Source organism: Rhodococcus sp. 077-4, from assembly GCF_047782425.1.
Classification (GTDB): domain Bacteria; phylum Actinomycetota; class Actinomycetes; order Mycobacteriales; family Mycobacteriaceae; genus Rhodococcoides.
Genome location: NZ_JAJPWC010000001.1, coordinates 14,620 through 35,861 on the forward strand (window position 1 = coordinate 14,620; position 21,242 = coordinate 35,861).

A 21,242-nucleotide genomic window follows, 5' to 3' on the forward strand; every position below is an offset into this window, starting at 1 on the left:
GCATGTCGAATCAAACCCTCCCGCTCGTCGACGGCGAGTGCTGTTCGCCGCTGATCCGCGAACCCCTCACCGTGGACTGGGCCGGAGATCTCGCCCGCATGTTCAAAGCGCTGGGCGATCCCGTCCGATTGCGACTGCTCAGCCTCGTCGCCAGCCATGCCGGCGGCGAAGCGTGTGTCTGCGACATCTCCCCCGCATTCGACCTGTCGCAGCCGACCATCTCTCACCACCTCAAGGTGTTGCGCGAGGCGGGGCTGCTCGACTGCGAACGACGCGGCACCTGGGTCTACTACTCGGTGATTCCCGCTGCGCTGCAGCAACTGTCGGCAGTTCTGAATGCTGCAGAGTCCACGGAGGTCATGGCATGAGTACGACAACCGATACCGCCGTGGTCGGCAAGCTCTCCACCCTGGACAGGTTCCTGCCCGTGTGGATCGGTGTGGCCATGGTCGTGGGCCTGCTTCTGGGACGGATGATCCCGGGGCTGAACGACGCACTGTCGGCCATCTCGATCGATGGGGTGTCACTCCCGATCGCCATCGGGTTGCTGATCATGATGTATCCGGTGCTGGCCAAGGTCCGCTACGACCGCCTCGACACCGTCACTGGCGACAAGCGACTGCTGATCGGGTCGCTGCTTCTCAATTGGATCCTCGGCCCGGCCCTGATGTTCGCTCTCGCATGGCTTTTCCTTCCGGATCTTCCCGAGTATCGAACCGGTCTGATCATCGTCGGCCTGGCGCGATGCATCGCGATGGTCATCATCTGGAACGACCTCGCCTGCGGAGACCGAGAAGCCGCCGCGGTTCTCGTCGCGATCAACTCGGTGTTCCAGGTGTTCATGTTCGCGATCCTCGGATGGTTCTACCTCTCGGTTCTGCCCGGATGGTTGGGTCTCGAGCAGACCACCATCGAGGCGTCGCCATGGCAGATCGCCAAGTCGGTACTCATATTCCTCGGCATACCGCTGGTAGCGGGATTCGCGTCTCGCTTCTTCGGCGAACGCGCGAAGGGCCGCGAGTGGTACGAGGAGAAGTTCATCCCGACAATTGCCCCGTGGGCGCTCTACGGTCTGCTGTTCACCATCGTCATTCTCTTTGCGCTGCAGGGTGATCAGATCACCTCCCAGCCGTTCGACGTCGTACGGATCGCGTTGCCGCTGCTGGTGTACTTCGCGGTGATGTGGGGCGGCGGATACGCCCTCGGTGCTGCGATGGGTCTGGGCTACGAACGCACGACCACCCTTGCGTTCACCGCCGCAGGCAACAACTTCGAGTTGGCGATCGCCGTCGCCATCGCGACCTACGGTGCGACATCCGGGCAGGCACTCGCCGGAGTCGTCGGGCCGCTCATCGAGGTGCCGGTACTGGTCGGCCTCGTCTACGTCTCCCTCGCCCTGCGTAAGCGCTTCTCCCCCGTACCGTCCGTGACCACAGCGACAAAGGAGTCCTGATGTCCGACACACCCAGTGTTCTGTTCGTCTGTGTCCACAACGCCGGCCGATCTCAGATGGCCGCCGGATTTCTGACCCATCTCGCCGGCGATACCGTCGAAGTGCGTTCTGCCGGAAGCGCTCCCGCCGACTCCATCAATTCCTCAGCGGTCGAGGCCATGGCCGAGCTCGGCATCGATATCTCGTCGCAGTCGCCGAAGATCCTGACTCCCGAGGCCGTCGAGACCTCGGACGTCGTCATCACCATGGGCTGCGGTGACGCCTGCCCGGTGTTCCCGGGAGTGAGCTACCGCGATTGGGTACTGGCCGATCCCGCGGGCAAAGGCGTCGAGGCGGTCCGTCCGATTCGCGACGAGATCAGAACCCGCATCGAAGAATTGATCGCCGAACTGGTTCCGGCCGAGCAGGGTTCGGCATCATGACGACACCCAGCGTGCTGTTCGTCTGCGTCAAGAACGGCGGCAAATCTCAGATGGCCGCCGGTTTGATGCGCAAGGCTGCGGGCGATTGGGTGGAGGTGCACTCCGCCGGAACGAAACCCGGTGGCGCGGTCAACGCCCTCTCCGCCGAATCACTGCTCGAGGTCGGGGTCGACCTCTCCGGAGAGGAGCCGAAGCCGATCGACCCTGCTCTGCTGGCCCGCATGAACTACGTCGTCACCCTCGGCAGCGAGGCGCACGTGGATCCCGTCGACGGTCCGACCTTCGAGAACTGGAACACCGACGAGCCATCCGAACGCGGTATCGACGGAATCGAGCGGATGCGCCTGGTGCGCGACGACATTGCTGCTCGTGTCGAGGAGCTCACGTCCCGATTGCGCAGCGCGAAGCCCTGATTCACGTGAACGTCGAGGTGGTGGTGATCGGCGGCGGTCAGGCAGGACTGGCCGCCGGTTACTACCTGCGAAGAGCCGGGCTGGATTTCGTCGTCCTCGACAACCGGACGTATGCCGGAGGTTCCTGGCAGAACTACTGGCCGTCGCTGCATCTGTTCTCGCCCGCCGAGTACTCGCGACTGCCCGGATGGCCGATGCCGCAATGGCCGGACGGCTTTCCACCGGCATCGCACGTCGTGGACTACCTGCTGGCGTACGAGAAGAAGTACGAGCTGCCGGTGCGCAGGCCCGTCGATGTGACGTCGGTGCATCGCACGGCCGACGGCTATCGGGTCGATACCGACAGCGAATCGTACTGCGCTACAACGGTCATCAATGCGACGGGGACGTGGTCACGGCCGTTCTGGCCCAGCTATCCCGGTATCCGGGTGTTTACCGGCAGGCAACTGCATGCTGCCGACTACCGGGTGCCGGATTCGTTCGCCGGCCAGAGAGTAGGCATCGTCGGCGGCGGAAACTCGGCTGCGCAGATTCTGGCAGAGATCTCCACCGTCGCCGATACCGCGTGGTTCACCAACCGCGAACCTCGGTTCCTGCCCGACGATGTCGATGGTCGTGTGCTCTTCGATGTCGCCAGCGATCGGGCCCGCGCACTGGCAGCGGGTGACGCGGACTCCGGCGGGGTCGCAGGGTTGGGAGACATCGTGATGGTCCCACCCGTACGAGACGCCCGCGATCGCGGAGTCCTGCACGCTCGGCCCATGTTCACCGCACTCACATCGGACGGCGTCACCGACGGGCACACGACGGAGAAGTTGGATGCGATCGTGTGGTGCACCGGATTTCGCCCTGCTCTGCGTCACCTACGGCCGCTGCATCTGCAGGTGGATGGGTCGGGAATCGGACTGGACGGCAACCACGTTCGAGACGAGCCCAACCTGCTGTTTCTCGGCTACGGCGACTGGACCGGCCCCGCGTCGGCGACGCTCATCGGTGTCGGCCGCACAGCGCGTGCAGCCGTGGACACCGTCATTCGAAAGAGAAAGGTAGATCAGTCATGAACCCATACCCCGTAGTAGTGATAGGCGCAGGGCCCATCGGTCTCGCCGCCGCGGCACATCTGACCGAAACCGGTTCAGACGTGGTCGTTCTCGAGCGCGGGCCGTCGGTCGGCTCGGCGGTGTCCGAATGGAATCACGTTCGACTGTTCTCCCCGTGGTCCGAGGTGGTAGACCCCGCGGCCGCCCGGTTGCTCGAGCCCACCGGTTGGACCGCGCCGGACGGTGACACCTACGCCACCGGCCGTGAATGGGTGGAGCAGTATCTCGCGCCCCTGGCCGCCGTTCTCGGCGATGCCGTCCGAGTCGACTCCGAAGTCGTCGGCGTCGCCCGCCGCGGACGCGACCGAGTGGTCGACGCCGGCCGCGACACCGAACCCCTGTCCGTACACATCCGCCATTCCGACGGCAGCGAGGAACGCGTCCTCGCCCGCGCGGTCGTCGACGCGTCCGGCACCTGGGGATCACCGAATCCACTGGGGAGCGAGGGACTTCCGGCGATCGGCGAGAAGGCCGCCGCAGACCGAATCGACTACCGTGTTCCCGATCTGACCGACCCGGCTACTCGATCCGCATTCGCGGGCAAGCACATCGTCATCGCGGGCAGCGGCCACTCCGCTCTGACTGCGATCATTACCTTCGCCGAACTCGCCGCGCAAGAACCCGGTACGACGCTCACCTGGGCCGTGCGTCGAGGCGTCACCGCTGATGTCTTCGGCGGCGGCGAAGCCGACGAACTGGCCGCTCGGGGCGCACTCGGCCAACGTGCCAAGAAGGCAGTCGACGACGGCTTCGTCACCGTGGTCTCCGGCTTCCGCACCGAAACCGTTGCGGTGGAGGGTGATCGGCTCACGCTGATCGGAGACACCGGAGCTCGCATCGAGAGCGTCGACCGCGTTGTCGCGCTCACCGGGTTCCGCCCGGATCTGTCGTGGCTGTCCGAGGTGCGCCTCGACCTCGATCCCACCCTGCAGGCACCGAGGTTCGTCGCCGAATTGGTGGACCCCAACGTGCACTCGTGCGGATCGGTGTCCCCGCACGGCGTCGAGGAGCTCACCCAGCCCGAGCCGGGTCTGTACCTGGTGGGCATGAAGAGCTACGGCCGTGCGCCGACATTCTTGGCGATGACCGGATACGAGCAGGTTCGCAGCATCGCAGCCGAACTCGCGGGTGACCACGACGGCGCACGCCGAGTGGAGCTGACGCTTCCCGACACCGGCGTCTGCGGTGGCGCGGGCTTGTTCGACGAGCCCGATGCCCCGTCGACCGGCGGGTGTTGCGGCGTGCCCGCGGCACCGGAGCTGATCACCCTCGGCGCACCGCTCCGTGACTGATTCTGCGACAGTGCATTCGGCGGCGTCCCCGGACATGTCACACCCGGGGCGACGCCGAATTCTGTCGGTTCTGTGCGTTACCGAAATCACCAGCTGGGGAATTCTCTACTACGCCTTTCCCGTTCTGTCCCCTGCCATCACCGCCGACACCGGCTGGTCGACGACATCGATCGTGGCCGCGTTCTCGCTGAGCCAGTTCGTCGCAGCGATGATCGGCATTCCCGTCGGGCGGATCCTGGACCGTCACGGCCCACGGTGGGTGATGAGCGCCGGGTCTCTGGTGGCCGTACCGGCATTGGTTCTCGTCGCGACTTCCCGGACTCTGCCGGTGTTCTTTCTCGGTTGGTTCGTCGCCGGTATCGCCATGGGCGCGGTGCTCTACCCACCTGCGTTCGCAGCGCTCACCCGGTGGTGGGGCACCGACCGCGTCCGGGCCCTGATGATTCTCACCCTTGCTGCAGGTCTTGCCAGCACGGTGTTCGCCCCGCTGACCGCGGTCCTCTCGAGCCATACCGATTGGCGTCGAACATATCTGGTGCTCGCAGCGGTGCTGCTGGTGATCACGGTCCCCGGACACTCGATCGGGCTACGGGGTCGATGGCCGTCGATGGTGACACCGCATGCGCACCGAAAGCCCGTTGCCGCAGCCACCGTTCGTAGCTCCCCGTTCCTCATGCTCACCGCAGCGATGAGCGTGACAGGCTTCGTCGCCTTCGCCGGCATCTTCACTCTGGTACCGCTACTTCTCGAACACGGTGTCGACACTGCGCTTGCGGCAACAGCTCTCGGGCTCGGCGGAGCCGGTCAGGTTCTGGGCCGCATCGGCTATCTTCCGTTGCAGCGCTTCGCCGGTACCCGCGCCCGAACCGTAGGCATCATCGCGGCCACCGCCCTGACCACGGTGCTGCTCGGTGTCGCAACGTCGGTCACTGCGCTGATCGCACTCGCGATCGGTGCCGGACTCGCTCGCGGGTTGTTCACACTCGTCCAGGCCACCGCCATCACCGATCGCTGGGGTCCGAGCGAATACGGACGCCTGAGCGGCATCATGTCCGCGCCGATCGTGATCGCAATGGCATCGGCGCCCTGGGGCGGGACCGTGCTCGCCGAGTGGACCGGTAGCTATTCCGGGGCCTACGTGGCACTCGGTCTACTGGCACTCACCGCTGTAGGACTGGCAGCACTGAGCATGCCCGCCAACGCCGTGACAGGAGAGCACTGACAACGCCGATCAGCCGAAGGCCTGGTAACCCAGCCACCCGGCGAGACCGAGTCCCAGAATCCCGACGCCGATGCGCAATACGATCGGCGAGATCACCTTGACCGTCGGCGGCCCGCAGGCACCGCCGACGAAACAACCGATCGCGAGCGCGAGCGCAGCCAGCCAGTGCACGTGGCCGGAGAACGAAAAGATGATCGCCGCAATCAGGTTGGCGATTCCGAGGAAGAAGCTCTTCAGAACACTTGCGCGCCAGAACGTATCGGCCGTGCAGATCAGAGCCAGTGCGAGGAAGATGACACCGGCCCCGGCACCGAAGTACCCTCCGTAGATCGCGACGGCGAACAGACCCAGCGGATACAGCGTCGGAAACTGCTTGTCTCCGGACAGCTTTCGAATACTCGGCTGCAGCAGTAGCGCAATGGCCGCCATTGCCACCAAGAATGGCACGATCACCTCGAACGAGCCGTCCGGGGTGGTGAGCAACAGGATCGCGCCGGCGGTACCGCCGAGTGCAGAGTAGATCGCATAGCGAATCAGCTGCTTGCCGTCCTTGGCGAGCTCGGCCGACGAACTCGCGGTCGCTCCGACACCGGCTGCGACCAACGCCACCGTGTTCGTCACGTTCGCAGACACCGCAGGTAGACCCACGGCCAGCAGCGCAGGATAGGACACAAGCGAGGCGAGCCCGGTGACGAACCCGATGAGCCCGGCGAAGAACCCGGCCACCACCAGAAGTCCGAAATCGAGAAACGTCACCGAATAAAACTACCTCGCCTAACTATCTGGCCGAAATCACTCGACGGGGTTCGCCATTTCCTGCCGCAACCGGCTCGTCATGCGCACGGCCTGATCTCCGCCGTCGGCATCCTCGATGTACACCGCGAACGCGACGTCACCACTGGTGGCGAGCACGAAGCGATCGTCGCCACTTTCCCCGGCGAATCCCTGCACACCGTCGAAGGTATCGAGGCCGCTGCTGTTCGACGAGTCGGCCAGTATGGCGCGCAACCGGTTTGCCGCATCCGACCCGATCGGCTCGGACTCCCGATCGGCGACGGCGGTCTGACCGGCGACGATCGCCGGGGTCGGTGCACTGCCCCGAGAGATCGCGGCTGCCATCTGTGCGAGTCCGAACGGCGTCACTGTTGCCTCGTCGCCGGATGCCGTGGACACGGTCCGGATACCGTCGATTGCGCTGCGACTGTCGGCGGGGGTTCCGGTGTACGCATCGAGTCCGGGCATGGAGTAGTGGATTCCGAGACCCAGCCGAGCAGCTGCATCTTCGGCGCTGTCGTCGCCGCGATCGGCCTGCACGGCCTTGACCAACTCCGATGCGGTGCCGGCCGGGTAGGAGCCGCCGAACACGACGTCACCCTGCTCGTTCGCGTAACTGTTCTGTGCTGCACCGAGAATCGCACCGGTCGAGGTGGACAGCGCAACGATCGACGCCGAGGTGCCCGCCATGACCACTGCATTCTCGGCCGCGAGTTGGACGCGCGGATCGAGCGTCGCGTGCAGGTCCGGCCCGGCAGGACCCTGGAATCCGACGCGGCGTTCGCCGGCTCCGTCGACGGTGTAGGTGTCCACGGCCCACCCTGCGGTGGCGTCGCGGCCGGATTGCCATGCGGTGCGCAGTGATTCGAGTACCGGTGAGGTGATGCGACGGTCGTCGACGATGAGCTTCGGTTGCGGGGCGACCACCACGCCCGGTACGGCGCGGAGGTCGTCTTCCAGAACGGCGAAGTCGTCGTCGCGCAGAGTCACTGCGGTGATCGGAGCACCGTGGGCCGAATTCAGTTCTTCGAGCAGTGATTCGGAGGTGATGAGCGGTGCGACGACGTCGATGACGTCGGCGAGTTGCTGCGTGGACGCCGCCGGATCACTAATCTGCGCGGGGTCGAGAGAGATTGCGTTGATGGTTCGCTCGCTCATCAGCACGTTGTTCGCTCCGTCGAATACGAGCGGCGGCGCGGCATCGGTGCGGGTGAAGCGGACCGACCCGCCCGAGGCGAGATCGGGGACGAGGGTGGCCGGATCCCACGCGATGCGCCAGCCCACGCTGAGCTTCTTGGTCGAGCCCTGCGCGCTGTACTTCCAGTCCTTGCCCTCACCGAAGTTCCACGCGGACGCAAGGGTGAAGAAGCCACTCTCGTCGGAGAGGTCCATGTACTGCGTCAGGTCGAAGTCGCCGGTGGACGTGCCGTCCGCCGCCAAGCCGTCGAACATCTGATTCAGTGCCGCCGTTGCGGCATTCGGGTAGGTCGTCATCGCGGCTGCTGCGGCGACGTCGCGGTTGTCCAGGGCGTCGACGAACTTCGAGACCAGGACCTCGGCCTCACTCGGTGGGCGATCGACCATCCAGAACACAGCCGAGACCGACAGCGTCGCCGATGCTGCGACAGCGACGAGGTAGCGACCGCGGACCTTGCGCGGGCCACGACGGGCACGACTCATAGAACTCATGAGTCACAATATTCACTGTAGTCACACGAGTAACAAGCACGGGATTCATACGAGCCGGTCACGATTGAGACTCGGCCGGAGCCGAGTCACCGCAGAAAACGACCCGCAGCCTCGACCGCAGGAGTCGAACTGCCCGCGTTGTTCACGAACACGGCGAACGCGAGATCACCGGAAATGCCGACGAACCAACCGTGCGCTCCTTCGTTGTTCGGCCCGAATTCGGCGGTTCCGGTCTTGCCGAGCAACCCGGGAATATCGTTCAGCGACGTCGCTGTACCTCCGGTGATCGTCTCGCGCATCATGGTCTTGACCTGCTCCGTGACCTGCGGGTTCACCGCTGCCGGCTGCATGTTTCCCACGCCGGGCTTACCTGCGACGACCGTCGGTGGGACCAATCCGTTGTTCGCGATCGACGACGCGATCAGCGCCATCCCGAACGGCGACGCGGTCACCTGCCCCTGGCCGATGGCGGATTCGACGCGCTGGGCCGGGGTGTCGGCCGAGGGGACCGAACCGGTGACGGTCGTCAGGCCGGGGGTCACGTAGTCGACGCCGAGACCGTACTGCGCGGCCGCGTCGGTCAATCCGTTCGGCGGAAGTGCCACGCCGAGTCTGCCCATCGTGGTGTTGCACGATTTCGCGAAGGCAGTGTGCAGCGGAACGTCGCCCAGATCGAAGTTGTCGTCGTTCGGGATCTGCCTGCCCTCGATGTTCTCGGTCGCCGGGCACGGCAGCACGGTATCGGGGGTGACGGCACCGGATTGCAGGGCAGCCGAGGTGGTGACCGTCTTGAACGTCGACCCCGGCGGGTACAGACCGGTCAGGGCAATCGGGCCCTCGGCATCTGCGGCCGCGTTCTGAGCGACGGCGAGAACCGCTCCTGTCGACGGCCGAAGCGCCACGATAGCGGCCTGTTGAGGCAGTGACGCGAGGGCGTTCTCAGCTTTGAGCTGCAGTGCCGAGTCCACGGTGGTCGCAATGTCCTCGCCGGTGCCGGCGTCGCGTCCGGCGAGCGGGGTGACTGTGCCGTCGGCGGCGACGGCCTGCACCGCCCACCCACGATTGGCAGCCTGTTCCTGCTCCCACAACGTCGTCAGGTCGCTGAGCACCGGCGAGACGAGATTCCGATCGGTGGCGAGCAGCCGCGTCTGCGGGGAGAGAGTGACTCCGGGAAGGGTCGCCAGCTGAGCACCGATGGGATCGATGTCCGCCTGACGCAAAGTAACGATTGTCGCGGTATCACCCTGTGCGGCAGCGACAGTCGAGGTGATGGATTCGGCTGTGATACCCGGTACGACGGATCCGACGAGGTTCGCGACAGCCACCGGATCGGCCGTTGCGTCGACGTCGACGAGGGTGACCACCTGCTGAGACATCAGCTCGACGCCGTTGCCGTCGAAGATGCGCGGCGCGACGAGCGCATCGGTCGGAGTGAAACGCACAGAAGAGTCAGCCGTCAGCCCTGGCACCAGCACGGCCGGATCCCACGTGATCTTCCAACCCTGCTGGGTCTCCGCCGCCGTCGCCGAAGTGGTGTAGTTCCACTCCTTCGGCTCGCCGTCGGGTTCGGCGGTGCCGTCGGTGGTGGTCGAGAAGCGCCAGGCGGCATTCAGAGTGAACGTGCCCGCATCCTCGTTGGGGTCGACTGCCTCGAAATCCGGAGTGGCCGTGACCGTTCCGCCGCCGGACAAGCCGTCGTACAACGCGGTGAGGGCTGCCGTCGCGCCGGCCGGATCGGTCGTCAACGCGGCTGCCTGATCGATATTTGCGCTGTTGACCGCGGCCGCGAACTGCTCGGCGACCGTCTGCGGCTGATCGGGCCCACTCTGACCGCACGCGGCGAGCACCAACGCCAGTACGGACACGATCGCGGCCAGAGTCGTCGGTCTTCTCGAAGTACGCACGGAGTCGATCATGCCGCAGTGCATCTGCAAACCCATTGTGGCGCGATCTCCGATTCAGGTGTAATCATGTAATCAGTATTGCAACCCAAGGTCAGGAGACAGCATGAAACCCAATGGACGCTCGTTCGGTCGCCCCGGCGGCTGGCAGCACGCAGACATCCCCGACGCCACCGACGCAGCCGAGTGGTTCGGCGGCCGACTCCCCGACACCTGGTTCGACGGTGCCGCCTCGGTCGAGGTGGACCGCGAGGAAATAGTCGTCGTCGGTACATTGCCCACCGAGCAGGACAGTTCACCCGCCGCCATAGAGGGCCGGATCGCTCGCTTCCGGGAGACGACCCGAGGCGACCGCATGCGAATTGCCGACGAAGCCGAGAGCCGCTACGGCCGCAAGGTCGCCTGGGGAGTGCGCACCGGATCCGAGGTGGTCCTCTTCACTCACCTCGCCGTGCCGGTGATGACGCGCCTGCGCCAGCCCGAACGCCGCGTACTCGACACCCTCGTCGACGCCGGGGTTGCCCGGTCTCGCGCGGACGCTCTGTCCTGGGCCGTGAAGCTGGTCGGCGAGCACACTCAGGAATGGCTGGACGAACTGCGCGATGCGATGACGACGGTCGACGAGTTGCGCAAGAAGGGGCCGTCCGTCTAATTCGGTTGCGCGGTCGTCGGGTTCGGGTCTACGTTGGCAAGCGCCCTGTCGCCCACAGATTCGGAGAGGCCATTGCTCATCCAAAGGTTCTAGACGCCTGCAGATCTTCCGCACGCACACCTTTGGAGCATCCATGCCTCATTCATCATCCCTTTCTGTCTCGGGCCTGTCGTTCACCTGGCCTGACGGCGACCCCGTGTTCGACGCCCTGTCGGCCATATTTCCGAGTGGCACAACAGGTCTCATCGGTTCCAACGGTGCCGGGAAGTCGACCCTCCTGCGATTGCTCGCCGGTGAACTGACGCCGCAACGCGGTTCGATCTCGATACCGGGCGTTCTGGGGTATCTGCGCCAGGACGTCGCACTCGACCCCGACCTACCCGTGGATCGGGTGCTGGCAATCGACTCGGTTCGAAAAGCACTGCATCGCATCGAATCCGGATCGTCGACCGAGGACGACTTCACGATCGTCGGGTCGAGCTGGGACGTCGAGGAGCGCGCGCTCGCCCTGTTGGACAAGCTCGGCCTCGGTACCATCGTCGGCTCACTGGGCGACCTGGACCGACGCGTCGGCACCCTCTCGGGCGGCGAGGCGATGCTGCTCGCCCTCACCGCGCAGTTGCTCGCCCAACCCGACGTATTGCTGCTCGACGAGCCGACCAACAATCTCGATCACGTTGCGCGAGAGCGGTTGTACACGGCAATCGACTCCTACACGGGCGTGCTGATCGTGTGCAGCCATGACCTGGAACTGCTCGAGCGCGTCGACTGCATCGCCGAGGTGCGCGCCGAACGCAGCGGTATCTCGCGGCTGCGGATGTTCGGCGGCAACTACCAGAACTATCGCTTCATCGTCGACGCCGAACAGGACGCCGCTCGCGCAACGGTTCGAGACGCCAAGAACGACGTTCGCAAACAAGAACGCGAATTGATCGACACACGAACCAAACTCGAGCGACGCCTGCGCTACGGCAAGAAGATGGAGGAGCAGAGGCGCGTGCCCAAGATAGTGGCGGGCAACCTCAAACGAGCCGCCCAGGAATCAGCGGGGAAACTCCACGGAACCCACACCGACCGCGTCGACGATGCCCGGTCGTCATTGTCCGCCGCCGAAGACCTGCTTCGAGACGACCGCGAGATACGTGTCGAGCTGCCTGCGACGAAAGTCCATCCAGGACAGGTGGTTCTCTCGCATCCGGAGCTCAGCGTCGCCGGCCCGGAGCGCATCGCATTGATCGGACCGAACGGCAGCGGCAAGACCACCCTGCTGCGAGCTCTGGACGCCACCGGAGCCGACGTGCCGTGGAAGTATCTGCCGCAGCGACTCGACGTCTTCGACGAAACCCGCACCGTTGCCGAGAACGTCGCCGACGTAGCCCCACACGCCACCGCCGAACAGATCCGGGGACAGCTCGCCCGCTTCCTGTTCCGCGGATCCGATGCGGATGCCGTCGTCGCCACCCTCTCCGGTGGAGAAAGACTGCGCGCGGCACTGGCACGAATACTGCTCGCCGAGCCTGCACCGAAACTACTGATGCTCGACGAGCCGACCAACAACCTCGACATCACCAGCCGACAACACCTCATCGACGCGCTCGCAAAATTCGAGGGTGCGCTGATCGTCGCGAGCCATGATCGACCGTTCCTCGACGCAATCGCCCTCACCCGCACCATCGACCTCACCCCGACCGGCCGGGCTGCGTCCGCCGAAGTAGCGCCCGCCGGGGAGGAGTCAATGTGACATCTAGTGGCCTTTGTGGGGGTCGATGTCACGTTGAGTGGACTTCGGAAGGGAGGATTGGGGGGTGGAGTACGCCTCGAATGCACACGATGGAACGCAGATCGCGTACACGGTGGTGGGGTCCGGGCCGCCGTTGTTGATGGTGCACGGCAGTTTTCTGACGCACACGATCTGGCGGACGTTCGGGTACGTGAAGGCGCTGCGTGGCACTCGGCAGTTGATTCTGATCGACAGTCGGGGGCACGGCCGCAGCGAGAAGCCACATGTCCCCGACGCGTATGCGATGAACAACATCGTGGGCGATCTGACGGCGGTCCTCGATGCAGTGGGGGTCGAGACCGTCGACTATCTGGGGTACTCGTTCGGGGCCCGGGCCGGGTTGGCGTTGACAGCCGCGCGGCCGGAGCGCGTGCGATCACTGGCTGTCGGCGGCGGTAGTCACGGCGCACAGGCAGGCGCGTTCGACCGCCTGTTCTTTCCCGGGTGCGCGGATGTGTTGGAGCAGAGCGGCATGGATGGGTTTCTCGATGCGTGGAACAGCCATCGCATGTTTCCGGTGGACGCGGGGACGCGAGCGGTGTTCTTCGCCAACGACGCTCAAGCCATGGCCGCGTACATCCGCGCATCCGACGCCGATCCCGGCCTACCCGACGAGGCGCTGCTGAACTTCACCCAGCCGTCGCTCTTCTACGTCGGTAGTGAGGACGGCACTCGACTCGCGGACACCCGTGCCGCTTCCGCCCTGGTACCGAACTCCGAGCTGCATATCATCCGCGGATTCGACCATGCGACGACGATGGCAGCGTCCACCGAAGTGCTCGGAGTTCTGGAACGGTTCTGGAACAAGTGACCTGAGTGTCCACTATTTGCCTCGAAAATCGGGATCCCGCGTCCGGAGGCAAATAGTGGACGCTCACCGCACCTACGATTACCAACTCACCTCAGCGTCCACAATTCGCGTCGAGAATCGGGATCCCGCCTCGAGCAGCCAATAGTGGGCGCTCACGTCACCTCTTCAGTGCAGGGAACTGGTCGTCACGCCACTCGGTCTCCAGCGGACCCACAGCCGCGTCCTCCCGAGCACGCAACTCCACTCGACGGATCTTGCCCGAAATCGTTTTCGGTAGCTCGAAGAATTCGATGCGACGCACGCGTAGGAACGGAGCCAGGTGCTCGCGCGCGTACTTGAGTATCTCGAATGCCGTGTCCTCGTTCGGTTCCCAGCCCGCAGCCAGAGCAACGTACGCCTTGGGGACGGCCAGTCGCGTCTCGTCGGGGGCCGGCACCACAGCGGCTTCGGCGACGGCGGGGTGTTCGATCAGCACGCTTTCGAGCTCGAACGGGGAGATCTTGTAATCGGAGGCCTTGAACACGTCATCGGTACGGCCGACGTAGGTGATGTAGCCCTCGGGGTCCCGTGATGCGACGTCGCCGGTGTGGTAATAACCGTCGGCCATGACGGCGGCGTTGCGTTCGGGGTCGCCGAGGTAGCCGGTCATCAGGTTGAAAGGATTCTGGGCCAGATCGAGGCAGATCTCGCCCTCGTCGGCCAGTTCACCGGTGGTCGGGTCGACGATCACCACGGGTACACCGGGTAGCGGGCGGCCCATCGAACCGGACTTGAGTACCGCACCGGGCGTATTGGCCACCAGCGCAGTGGTTTCCGTCTGGCCGAATCCGTCGCGGATGCTCAGGCCCCACTCCTGCTGCACCCGCGAGATCACCTCGGGGTTGAGCGGCTCACCGGCACCGATGGCCTCGCGCAGCGATCCGCCGCCGCCGGCCAGGTCGGCCTGAATCAGCATGCGCCACACGGTCGGTGGCGCGCAGAACGTGGTCACCTCGGCGCGCCGGATCTGCGCGAGCAACGCTGTAGCATCGAATTTTCCGTAGTTGTAGATGAAGATGGTCGCCTCGGCGATCCACGGCGCGAAGAAGCAACTCCACGCGTGCTTGGCCCAGCCGGGCGAGCTGATGTTCAGGTGCACGTCGCCGGGGCGAAGTCCGAGGAAGTACATGGTGCTCAGATGCCCGACGGGATAGGAGATCTGGGTGTGCTCGACGAGCTTGGGCTTGCTGGTGGTTCCGGAGGTGAAGTACATCAACAGGCGGTCGGTGGGAGCCGTCACCGACTCGAACGGACGAGCTTCGACGCCGCGCGCCTCGGCATAGTCGACCCAGCCATCACGAGCGGAGGTGGCGATTCGCAGGTAGTCGCCGGGAACGTCGTCGAATTTGCCGGTGTCCGAGGGGTTCACGATCACCGCACGCGCATTGCCACGCACCACGCGGTCGGTCAGGTCAGCAGATCCGATGGCCGTGGTGGTCGGCATCAACACCGCGCCCAGCTTCATCACCGCGAGCATCGCTTCCCACAACTCCACCTGATTGCCGAGCATCAGGATCACCGAGTCGCCGCGGCCGATTCCTTGCTGCTCGAGCCACCTGGCAACCTGGTCGGAGCGACGAGCGATGTCGTCGAAGCTGTACTGCGCCTCGCTGCCGTCCTCCTCGACAATCCACAGCGCGGTGCCGTCGTTACCTCGGGCGATCGCGTCGAACCAGTCGATCGCCCAGTTGAAACTGCCATCGAACGACGGCCACTCGAAACTTGCTACTGCCCGGTCGTACTCGCCGTAGGCGTCGAGCAGTAGATCGCGAGCGTTCCTGAATGCCGTGTGTGCCGAATCGGCCATGATTCCTCCTACGCCTGTGATGCCCATCACCGCCACGCTAGGGGACGCAGAGAACCTCTCGCTACCCCTGAACGGGGGTGACACATCCGCTACCCTCGACCACCGTGACCAACAAGTACTTCGCAATCGCGTGTGCGCTGGGAACAATTCACGCAGCGTTCTCCGGATATTGGGCCGCGGGCGGACGGTGGATGCTCGACACCGTCGGCGCCTTCGCCACCGACTGGGTCGACACCGAACCGGCCACGGCGCGAACGGCGTTACTGGTCCTCACGCTCGTCAAACTGGCCGCAGCAATACTGCCGCTGCTCGCCGCGCGGGGAACCGTCCCGCTCCGCGCCCCGATCTTTGCGATCTCCTGGGCCGGCTCGGTGCTGCTGATCCTGTGGGGCGGACTGTCGTTCGGCGGCGCGGTCATCGGCCTGATCGCCTCGGACGAGAACCGGGACGTGAAGTACGGGCACCTGTTCTTCGACGGCATTTTCCTGCTGTGGGGTGCCGCACTGCTGACCGCCCTGATTCTCGCCCGACGCACCGGGAAGCAGCCGCGTTAGATCCGGTCCCCCGTTTCCGGGTGGAAGAGATGGATCGCGCCGTCGAGTCGCGTGAGTCCGATGCTCTCGCCGATTTTTGCCGGTGCACGGACTGCCGAGCGTGCCACCAGCGATACCGGCCCACCGTCGAGTCCCTTGACCTTCGGATCGTCGAGGTGCGCGTACACGTACGATTCGCTGCCGAGTTCCTCGATGAGATCGACCTTCCCGGCAAAACCATCCTCGAATCCCTCACCGCCGCCGCGGCTGATGCCCAGGTGCTCCGGCCGCAGTCCGATGGTGACCTCGTCGATACCCAGGCTCGCGAGCCTGGTCAGCTCGTCGCGCTCGAGCGGGAGCAGGAACTTCCCGATCTGCACTCCACCCGAGCCGATGGGGACCGTCATCAGGTTCATCGCAGGCGAGCCGATGAATCCCGCGACGAATGCGTTGACGGGATTGTCGTACAGGTCTGTGGGAGAGGCAAATTGCTGCAGCTTGCCGCCGCGCAGAACGGCGACGCGATCACCCATCGTCATGGCCTCGACCTGATCGTGGGTGACGTAGACCGTCGTGGTGCCGAGCCTGCGCTGCAACGCCGCGATCTGCGTGCGGGTCTGGACGCGAAGCTTGGCGTCGAGGTTGCTCAATGGCTCGTCCATGCAGAACACCTGGGGCTCACGAACGATGGCGCGGCCCATGGCAACTCGCTGCCGTTGCCCGCCCGAGAGCTTGCCGGGCTTGCGGTCGAGGTACTCGGTGAGGTCGAGAATCTTCGCGGCCTCGGCCACCTTCTTCGTCCGCTCCTCGAGGGAGACCCCACGCATCTTCAGCGCGAATCCCATGTTCTCCCCGACGGTCTTGTTGGGGTAGAGCGCATAGTTCTGGAACACCATCGCGATGTCGCGGTCCTTCGACGGAACGCCCACCATGTTCTTGCCACCGATCTCGATGGCACCGCCGTCGATGTCCTCGAGGCCGGCGAGCATCCGCAGCGCGGTGGACTTGCCCGAGCCGGAAGGTCCGACCAGAACGACGAATTCGCCGTCCTGGATATCGAGGTCGAGTGAATCGACGGCGAGCTTGTCAGCACCTTCGTAGACGCAGGATGCCTTCTTGTACGTGATTGCAGCCATGAGAGATGCTCCTATTTGATGGCGCCGAAGGACAGGCCGCGCACGAGCTTGTTCTGCGCGAACCATCCGGCAAGGACGACGGGGAGTGCTGCGAACGTCGCAGCGGCGGACAGCTGGGCCCAGTACAGACCCTGACCGGTGATGAATCCGACGAGGTACACCGGAATCGTCTGAGCCTGAACGGCGGTGAGGTTGACGGCGAAGAAGAACTCGTTCCAGGAGAAGATCACGCAGATCAACGACGTCGCCGCGATACCGGGCGAGACCAGCGGAAGGATCACCTCACGAACCGAGGTCCACAACGATGCGCCGTCCATACTCGCAGCTTCGAGCAGTTCGCTCGGGACCTCGAGGAAGAACGATCGCATCATCCACACTGCGATAGGAAGATTCATCGCGGTGTAGAGGATCACCAGGGCCCAGATGTTGTCCAGCAGGCCGATGTCGCCGACGATGACGTACAGCGGAACGATGGCCGCGACCACCGGCAGCATCTTGGTGGAGATGAAGAAGAACAGCACGTCCTTCGTCTTCTTCACCGGCCGCAGCGACAGTGCGAATGCGGCCGGAACACCCAGCAGCAGAACGAGAAGCGTCGAGACGATCGTCGCGAATGCCGAGTTCAGGAGGGTGGTGCCGATGCCGCTGTCGAGTACACCGCGATACTGATCGAGCGTCGGGGTGAAGAACAGCTTGGGGGTTGCGGTGTAGGCATCGGCTTCCTGTTTGAAGCCGGTGATCACCATCCACAGCACCGGGAAGAAGAATGCGATTCCTGCGACCCAGGCCACGAAAGACCAGATGGAACTGGGGCCCCACTTGCCTTTTCGCCTGAGCGGCTCGGTTGTTTCCTTCTCGTCGACAGCAGTACTCATCACGCAGCCTCCTCGTTGCCACTGAAGCTCTTGAAGATCAGTCTCAGCGCCAGGGTGCTGACGACGATGGTGGCCACGACGGTGACGACACCCATGGCCGCGGCTTGCCCGATGTCGAATCCGAGGAAGGCGCGCTGATAGATGTAGAACGGCAGGTTCGACGACGCGACGCCCGGGCCACCGGAGGTCATCATGTAGACGGCATCGAAGGTGTTGACGAGGTAGATCGCTCCGAGGACTGCTCCGAGTTCGATGAACCGCCGCAGATGCGGCAGCGTCAGTTCACGGAAGAGCTTGAACGGTCCGGCTCCGTCGACTCGGGCCGCCTCGGCGATGTCCTTGGGCATCGACTGCAGACCGGCGAGAATCAGCAACATCATGAACGGCGTCCACTGCCACACGAGGTTGGTCATGACCGCCGCGAGGGGATACCGCGAGACCCAGTCGATCTGGTCGACCCCGAACGGGCTCAGCGCGAAGTTGATCAGGCCGAAGACCGGATCGAACATGGTGGTCTTCCAGATCAACGCACCGGCGACCGGGGTGATCAGGAACGGGGTGATCAGCAGGGTGCGGATCAGGCTGCGGCCGATGAACTTTCGATCCAACAGGAGCGCCAGCAGCAGACCGAGGACCACCGAGATGATCACCGTGCCCACGATCATGATGACGGTGTTCAGAGCCACCTCGCGGAACTGGCTGTCCCGGAACACATCGACGTAGTTGTTGAGCCAGTTGAACTGGCGGGAGCCGGGCCGCACCAGGTTCCACGACTGCGTGGAGTAGTACAGGGTGAACAGGAACGGCACCTGGGTCACGATGATCGCGAACACCATCGCCGGCAGTAGCGGTCCGCGGCGACGCCACCCCTCTGCCTTGGAGATCGTCCGCGATCTCGGTACGAACTTGTCCGAATCGGCCTGCGCCGATCTCACTTCGGTCGTGGTCATCCCTGGCCCTCCTGGTACGTCTTGCCGACCACCTCGGCGTACTGCTGCGCTTGTTCGAGCGCGTCCTGGACGCTGATTCGTCCTGCCACTGCGGCACTGATCTGCTGACTGACGCGGGTGCCGAGGTCCTGGAACTCGGGAATCGTCAGGAACTGCACCCCGGTGTAGGGCACCGGATCCACGGTCGGCTTGTTCGGGTCGGCTCCGTTGATCGAGTCGAGGGTGACCTGACCGTAGGCCGCGGATGCCTCCTGGTATTCGGGGATCTCGTAGGTCGACAGTCGGCTACCGGGAGGCACTCGCTCCCAACCCAACTCGTTGCCGACCTTGTTCAGGTATTCCTTGCTGGTCATCCACGAGACGAACTTCCAGGCATCGTCCGGATTCTCGGACGTCTTCGGAATGCCGAGCGCCCAGGAATACAGCCAGCCGTTGTCACCCTTGGCCGCCGACGGGGCCTTGGCGTAACCGATCTTGCCGACGACGTTGCTCGAGGTGGGATCCTCCAACACCGACACTGCAGACGTTGCGTCGTACCACATCGCGGTGTTTCCCTGCGAGAGCTGTGTGCCGCATTCGCTGAAACCGCTTGTCGCCGCGCCGGCTTGACCGTGCTCACGGACGAGATCGACGTAGAACTGAACGGCTTCCTGCACCTGGGGGCTGTCGAGCTGAGCGTTCCAGTTCTCGTCGTACCAGCGACCACCGAATGCATTGATGACGGTGTCGAGCGGCGCGAGAACCTCACCCCAGCCGGGCTTTCCGCGCAGGCAGATGCCCGAGACGTCGGGGCTGTCGAGCTTCGCAGCGGCGTCGGCTACCTCTTGCCAGGTCGGCTCCTCCGGCATCGTGATGCCGGCCGCCTCCATCAGATCCTTGCGGTACATCAGGAACGACGACTCACCGTAGAACGGCACCGAGTACATGCTCCCCTCGTACGACAGCGACTCCTTCAGCGTGGGGATGAAGTCGTCCTCGTCGTAACCCGGAGTGGCGTCGGCATACTCGGACAGGTTGGTCAGCCACCCGTTCTCCGCCCACTGCGGGGTCTCGAAGTTGCTGATCATCACCACGTCGAATTCACCGCCGCCGGTGGCCACCGAGGCGGTGATCTTCGCTCGCGCCTCGTTCTCCGACAACGACACGAACTTCAGATCGATCCCCGGGTTCTCCGCCTCGAACTCGGGAGCGAGCGAGATGGCGTCGGACATCTGCGAATTCGAGACGATCGCGACGGTGATCGTCTTGCCTTCACCGTCACCACCGAACGAGCCGGCACCGGCACATCCGGACAGCACCAAGGTGGACGCGAGCGAGGCCGCGACCACCACTTTCGGCAATACCTTCACTGAGAAACCTTTCCATTCGAGGTCGTCTGCCCCACAAGCCAACGCGCACTTTCGATGTCGGTCACCAGGATCGATGCCAGTCCACCGCGCAGTGCACCGAGCAATGCTTCGTGTTTGCGTCGTCCGCCGGTGACGAGCACGGCCCGATCGCAGGCTCTGATGGCGTCGAGACCGACCGACACGGTTCGGCCGGGGAGCGATCCGCCGGTGTCCTTGCCGTCGGCGTCGTAGAACCGTCCGCCGATCTCGCCGACAGCACCGAGGCGGCGCAGTTCGTCGAGCACCTCGAGGTCGATGAAGCTGCCCTCGAACAACGTGGTGGACGTGGAAACGGGACCGATGCCGTACATCATCACGTCGGCATCGGTCCCGGCTTTGAGGGCGCGAGAGATCACGGAATCCTGCTCCAGCGCAACCACTGTCGCCTGATCGGCATACAGCGGCGCATTGAGCCTGATGGGTGTCGCCTGCAGATATGCGGCACACCGTCCGAGCGTGTACTCGACACCGGTCTGATAGTCGGCCGAAGTGATGGAGCCGTCGAGTTGAACCACTGCAGCACATTTCGTGGCTCGGGTCTTCAGCGAGCCGGCCACCGACACCGTCTCGGGCCCCCACGTGAAACCGAGAACGTCCTTGTCCTCGAGCCGACGAGAGAGCAACGTCGCCGCCGCCCGCCCGAGCGATCCGTAGCCGGCATCGGTGCCGTCGATGACGTCGGAGACGACCAGCACTTCGGTGAGCCCGTACTGCGTTTCGAGCTCGCGCTCGATATCGGCGTGGACGGTGCCCTGCAGATCGTCGGGCACGTTGACTTCGATCGTCACCAGGCCCAGGGTGCGAGCCCTGGCAACCAATCGGCCCGCAGTCGGGCGGGAAACGCCGAGCTTCACCGCAATCTCGGCCTGCGTCGCGCCCTCGAGGTGATACATGGTGGCGGCGCGCAGAGCCAGACGCAGATCCTCGCCGGACCGCGCAGACTTGGTCCCTCCGGACTCCGATCCGTCCATTGCGCCTCCCTGAATGTTGAGCAGATGCTCAGCT

20 protein-coding genes are annotated in these 21,242 nt (G+C 64.6%); 11 read left to right on the top strand and 9 right to left on the bottom strand.

Annotated elements, in window-relative coordinates:
• Positions 1-2 precede the first annotated feature (2 nt).
• From ACNEOT_RS00075 to ACNEOT_RS00105, 7 genes are read left to right on the top strand one after another with little or no spacing between them, the layout of a single operon-like run.
• A complete protein-coding gene (locus ACNEOT_RS00075; protein WP_415971132.1) occupies positions 3-368 on the top strand; it encodes an ArsR/SmtB family transcription factor in 366 nt (121 codons plus the stop codon).
• Entirely contained in the window at positions 365-1,453 is a 1,089-nt protein-coding gene (gene arsB, locus ACNEOT_RS00080) for an ACR3 family arsenite efflux transporter (protein WP_415971134.1), read from the top strand. The genes ACNEOT_RS00075 and arsB overlap by 4 nt, the downstream gene beginning before the upstream one ends.
• Entirely contained in the window at positions 1,453-1,875 is a 423-nt protein-coding gene (locus tag ACNEOT_RS00085) for an arsenate reductase ArsC (RefSeq protein WP_415971136.1), read from the top strand. Before arsB ends, ACNEOT_RS00085 begins: the two co-directional genes overlap by 1 nt.
• Positions 1,872-2,288, top strand: coding sequence for a low molecular weight phosphatase family protein (locus ACNEOT_RS00090; RefSeq protein ID WP_415971138.1), 417 nt, complete (start codon positions 1,872-1,874; stop codon positions 2,286-2,288). The genes ACNEOT_RS00085 and ACNEOT_RS00090 overlap by 4 nt, the downstream gene beginning before the upstream one ends.
• Positions 2,285-3,349: an ArsO family NAD(P)H-dependent flavin-containing monooxygenase gene (locus ACNEOT_RS00095; protein ID WP_415973601.1), complete on the top strand. Its 1,065-nt coding sequence runs from the start codon at positions 2,285-2,287 to the stop codon at positions 3,347-3,349. Before ACNEOT_RS00090 ends, ACNEOT_RS00095 begins: the two co-directional genes overlap by 4 nt.
• On the top strand, positions 3,346-4,680 hold the full coding sequence (locus tag ACNEOT_RS00100) for an FAD-dependent oxidoreductase (RefSeq protein ID WP_415971140.1): 1,335 nt from the start codon (positions 3,346-3,348) through the stop codon (positions 4,678-4,680). Before ACNEOT_RS00095 ends, ACNEOT_RS00100 begins: the two co-directional genes overlap by 4 nt.
• A gap of 34 nt (positions 4,681-4,714) precedes the next feature.
• Entirely contained in the window at positions 4,715-5,902 is a 1,188-nt protein-coding gene (locus ACNEOT_RS00105) for an MFS transporter (RefSeq protein ID WP_415971142.1), read from the top strand.
• Between the two features lie 9 nt (positions 5,903-5,911).
• On the opposite strand, the gene ACNEOT_RS00110 is transcribed toward ACNEOT_RS00105, so the two are convergent.
• The 3 genes from ACNEOT_RS00110 to ACNEOT_RS00120 all read right to left on the bottom strand — a co-directional run bounded on the left by ACNEOT_RS00110 (position 5,912) and on the right by ACNEOT_RS00120 (position 10,281).
• Positions 5,912-6,658, bottom strand: coding sequence for a sulfite exporter TauE/SafE family protein (locus tag ACNEOT_RS00110; protein WP_415971144.1), 747 nt, complete (start codon positions 6,656-6,658; stop codon positions 5,912-5,914).
• A 36-nt stretch (positions 6,659-6,694) separates the two neighbouring features.
• Positions 6,695-8,365: an NTF2-like N-terminal transpeptidase domain-containing protein gene (locus tag ACNEOT_RS00115; RefSeq protein WP_415971145.1), complete on the bottom strand. Its 1,671-nt coding sequence runs from the start codon at positions 8,363-8,365 to the stop codon at positions 6,695-6,697.
• A gap of 86 nt (positions 8,366-8,451) precedes the next feature.
• Positions 8,452-10,281, bottom strand: a complete 1,830-nt coding sequence (locus ACNEOT_RS00120; RefSeq protein ID WP_415971147.1) for a penicillin-binding transpeptidase domain-containing protein — start codon at positions 10,279-10,281, stop codon at positions 8,452-8,454.
• A 91-nt stretch (positions 10,282-10,372) separates the two neighbouring features.
• Between ACNEOT_RS00120 and ACNEOT_RS00125 the strand changes: the two genes are divergently transcribed.
• The 3 genes from ACNEOT_RS00125 (at position 10,373) to ACNEOT_RS00135 (ending at position 13,509) form a co-directional block, all read left to right on the top strand.
• A complete protein-coding gene (locus ACNEOT_RS00125; protein ID WP_415971148.1) occupies positions 10,373-10,918 on the top strand; it encodes a hypothetical protein in 546 nt (181 codons plus the stop codon).
• A 133-nt stretch (positions 10,919-11,051) separates the two neighbouring features.
• Complete coding sequence (locus ACNEOT_RS00130) at positions 11,052-12,659, top strand: ABC-F family ATP-binding cassette domain-containing protein (RefSeq protein WP_415971149.1); 1,608 nt, start codon at positions 11,052-11,054, stop codon at positions 12,657-12,659.
• Positions 12,660-12,723: 64 nt separating this feature from the next.
• Positions 12,724-13,509, top strand: a complete 786-nt coding sequence (locus ACNEOT_RS00135) for an alpha/beta fold hydrolase (protein WP_415971150.1) — start codon at positions 12,724-12,726, stop codon at positions 13,507-13,509.
• A 157-nt stretch (positions 13,510-13,666) separates the two neighbouring features.
• Here ACNEOT_RS00135 and ACNEOT_RS00140 read toward each other — a convergent pair whose 3' ends face one another.
• Complete coding sequence (locus ACNEOT_RS00140; RefSeq protein ID WP_415971151.1) at positions 13,667-15,355, bottom strand: AMP-binding protein; 1,689 nt, start codon at positions 15,353-15,355, stop codon at positions 13,667-13,669.
• Positions 15,356-15,459: 104 nt separating this feature from the next.
• Here ACNEOT_RS00140 and ACNEOT_RS00145 point away from each other — a divergent pair, with 104 nt between their 5' ends.
• The gene (locus ACNEOT_RS00145) at positions 15,460-15,909 is read left to right on the top strand and encodes a DUF3995 domain-containing protein (RefSeq protein WP_415971153.1); all 450 of its coding nucleotides are present in this window, start codon (positions 15,460-15,462) and stop codon (positions 15,907-15,909) included.
• Here ACNEOT_RS00145 and ACNEOT_RS00150 read toward each other — a convergent pair.
• The 5 genes from ACNEOT_RS00150 to ACNEOT_RS00170 are packed head-to-tail and all read right to left on the bottom strand — an operon-like array spanning position 15,906 to position 21,208.
• Positions 15,906-17,024, bottom strand: coding sequence for an ABC transporter ATP-binding protein (locus tag ACNEOT_RS00150; RefSeq protein WP_415971155.1), 1,119 nt, complete (start codon positions 17,022-17,024; stop codon positions 15,906-15,908). The genes ACNEOT_RS00145 and ACNEOT_RS00150 overlap by 4 nt on opposite strands.
• Before the next feature lie 11 nt (positions 17,025-17,035).
• The gene (locus tag ACNEOT_RS00155; protein WP_415971156.1) at positions 17,036-17,899 is read right to left on the bottom strand and encodes a carbohydrate ABC transporter permease; all 864 of its coding nucleotides are present in this window, start codon (positions 17,897-17,899) and stop codon (positions 17,036-17,038) included.
• A complete protein-coding gene (locus ACNEOT_RS00160; RefSeq protein WP_415971157.1) occupies positions 17,899-18,849 on the bottom strand; it encodes a carbohydrate ABC transporter permease in 951 nt (316 codons plus the stop codon). Before ACNEOT_RS00160 ends, ACNEOT_RS00155 begins: the two co-directional genes overlap by 1 nt.
• Positions 18,846-20,180, bottom strand: a complete 1,335-nt coding sequence (locus tag ACNEOT_RS00165; protein WP_415973602.1) for an ABC transporter substrate-binding protein — start codon at positions 20,178-20,180, stop codon at positions 18,846-18,848. Before ACNEOT_RS00165 ends, ACNEOT_RS00160 begins: the two co-directional genes overlap by 4 nt.
• 14 nt (positions 20,181-20,194) lie before the next feature.
• Complete coding sequence (locus ACNEOT_RS00170; RefSeq protein WP_415971158.1) at positions 20,195-21,208, bottom strand: sugar-binding transcriptional regulator; 1,014 nt, start codon at positions 21,206-21,208, stop codon at positions 20,195-20,197.
• Positions 21,209-21,242: the final 34 nt, after the last annotated feature.

What these genes read in the sequence shown, in the direction of transcription:
- ACNEOT_RS00075 (WP_415971132.1), top strand. Translation starts at nt 3, where the DNA reads ATGTCGAATCAAACCCTCCCGCTCGTCGACGGCGAGTGCTGTTCGCCG.
- arsB (WP_415971134.1), top strand. Translation starts at nt 365, where the DNA reads ATGAGTACGACAACCGATACCGCCGTGGTCGGCAAGCTCTCCACCCTG.
- ACNEOT_RS00085 (WP_415971136.1), top strand. Translation starts at nt 1,453, where the DNA reads ATGTCCGACACACCCAGTGTTCTGTTCGTCTGTGTCCACAACGCCGGC.
- ACNEOT_RS00090 (WP_415971138.1), top strand. Translation starts at nt 1,872, where the DNA reads ATGACGACACCCAGCGTGCTGTTCGTCTGCGTCAAGAACGGCGGCAAA.
- ACNEOT_RS00100 (WP_415971140.1), top strand. Translation starts at nt 3,346, where the DNA reads ATGAACCCATACCCCGTAGTAGTGATAGGCGCAGGGCCCATCGGTCTC.
- ACNEOT_RS00105 (WP_415971142.1), top strand. Translation starts at nt 4,715, where the DNA reads ATGTCACACCCGGGGCGACGCCGAATTCTGTCGGTTCTGTGCGTTACC.
- ACNEOT_RS00115 (WP_415971145.1), bottom strand. Translation starts at nt 8,365, where the DNA reads ATGAGTTCTATGAGTCGTGCCCGTCGTGGCCCGCGCAAGGTCCGCGGT.
- ACNEOT_RS00120 (WP_415971147.1), bottom strand. Translation starts at nt 10,281, where the DNA reads ATGATCGACTCCGTGCGTACTTCGAGAAGACCGACGACTCTGGCCGCG.
- ACNEOT_RS00125 (WP_415971148.1), top strand. Translation starts at nt 10,373, where the DNA reads ATGAAACCCAATGGACGCTCGTTCGGTCGCCCCGGCGGCTGGCAGCAC.
- ACNEOT_RS00130 (WP_415971149.1), top strand. Translation starts at nt 11,052, where the DNA reads ATGCCTCATTCATCATCCCTTTCTGTCTCGGGCCTGTCGTTCACCTGG.
- ACNEOT_RS00140 (WP_415971151.1), bottom strand. Translation starts at nt 15,355, where the DNA reads ATGGCCGATTCGGCACACACGGCATTCAGGAACGCTCGCGATCTACTG.
- ACNEOT_RS00150 (WP_415971155.1), bottom strand. Translation starts at nt 17,024, where the DNA reads ATGGCTGCAATCACGTACAAGAAGGCATCCTGCGTCTACGAAGGTGCT.
- ACNEOT_RS00155 (WP_415971156.1), bottom strand. Translation starts at nt 17,899, where the DNA reads ATGAGTACTGCTGTCGACGAGAAGGAAACAACCGAGCCGCTCAGGCGA.
- ACNEOT_RS00160 (WP_415971157.1), bottom strand. Translation starts at nt 18,849, where the DNA reads ATGACCACGACCGAAGTGAGATCGGCGCAGGCCGATTCGGACAAGTTC.
- ACNEOT_RS00170 (WP_415971158.1), bottom strand. Translation starts at nt 21,208, where the DNA reads ATGGACGGATCGGAGTCCGGAGGGACCAAGTCTGCGCGGTCCGGCGAG.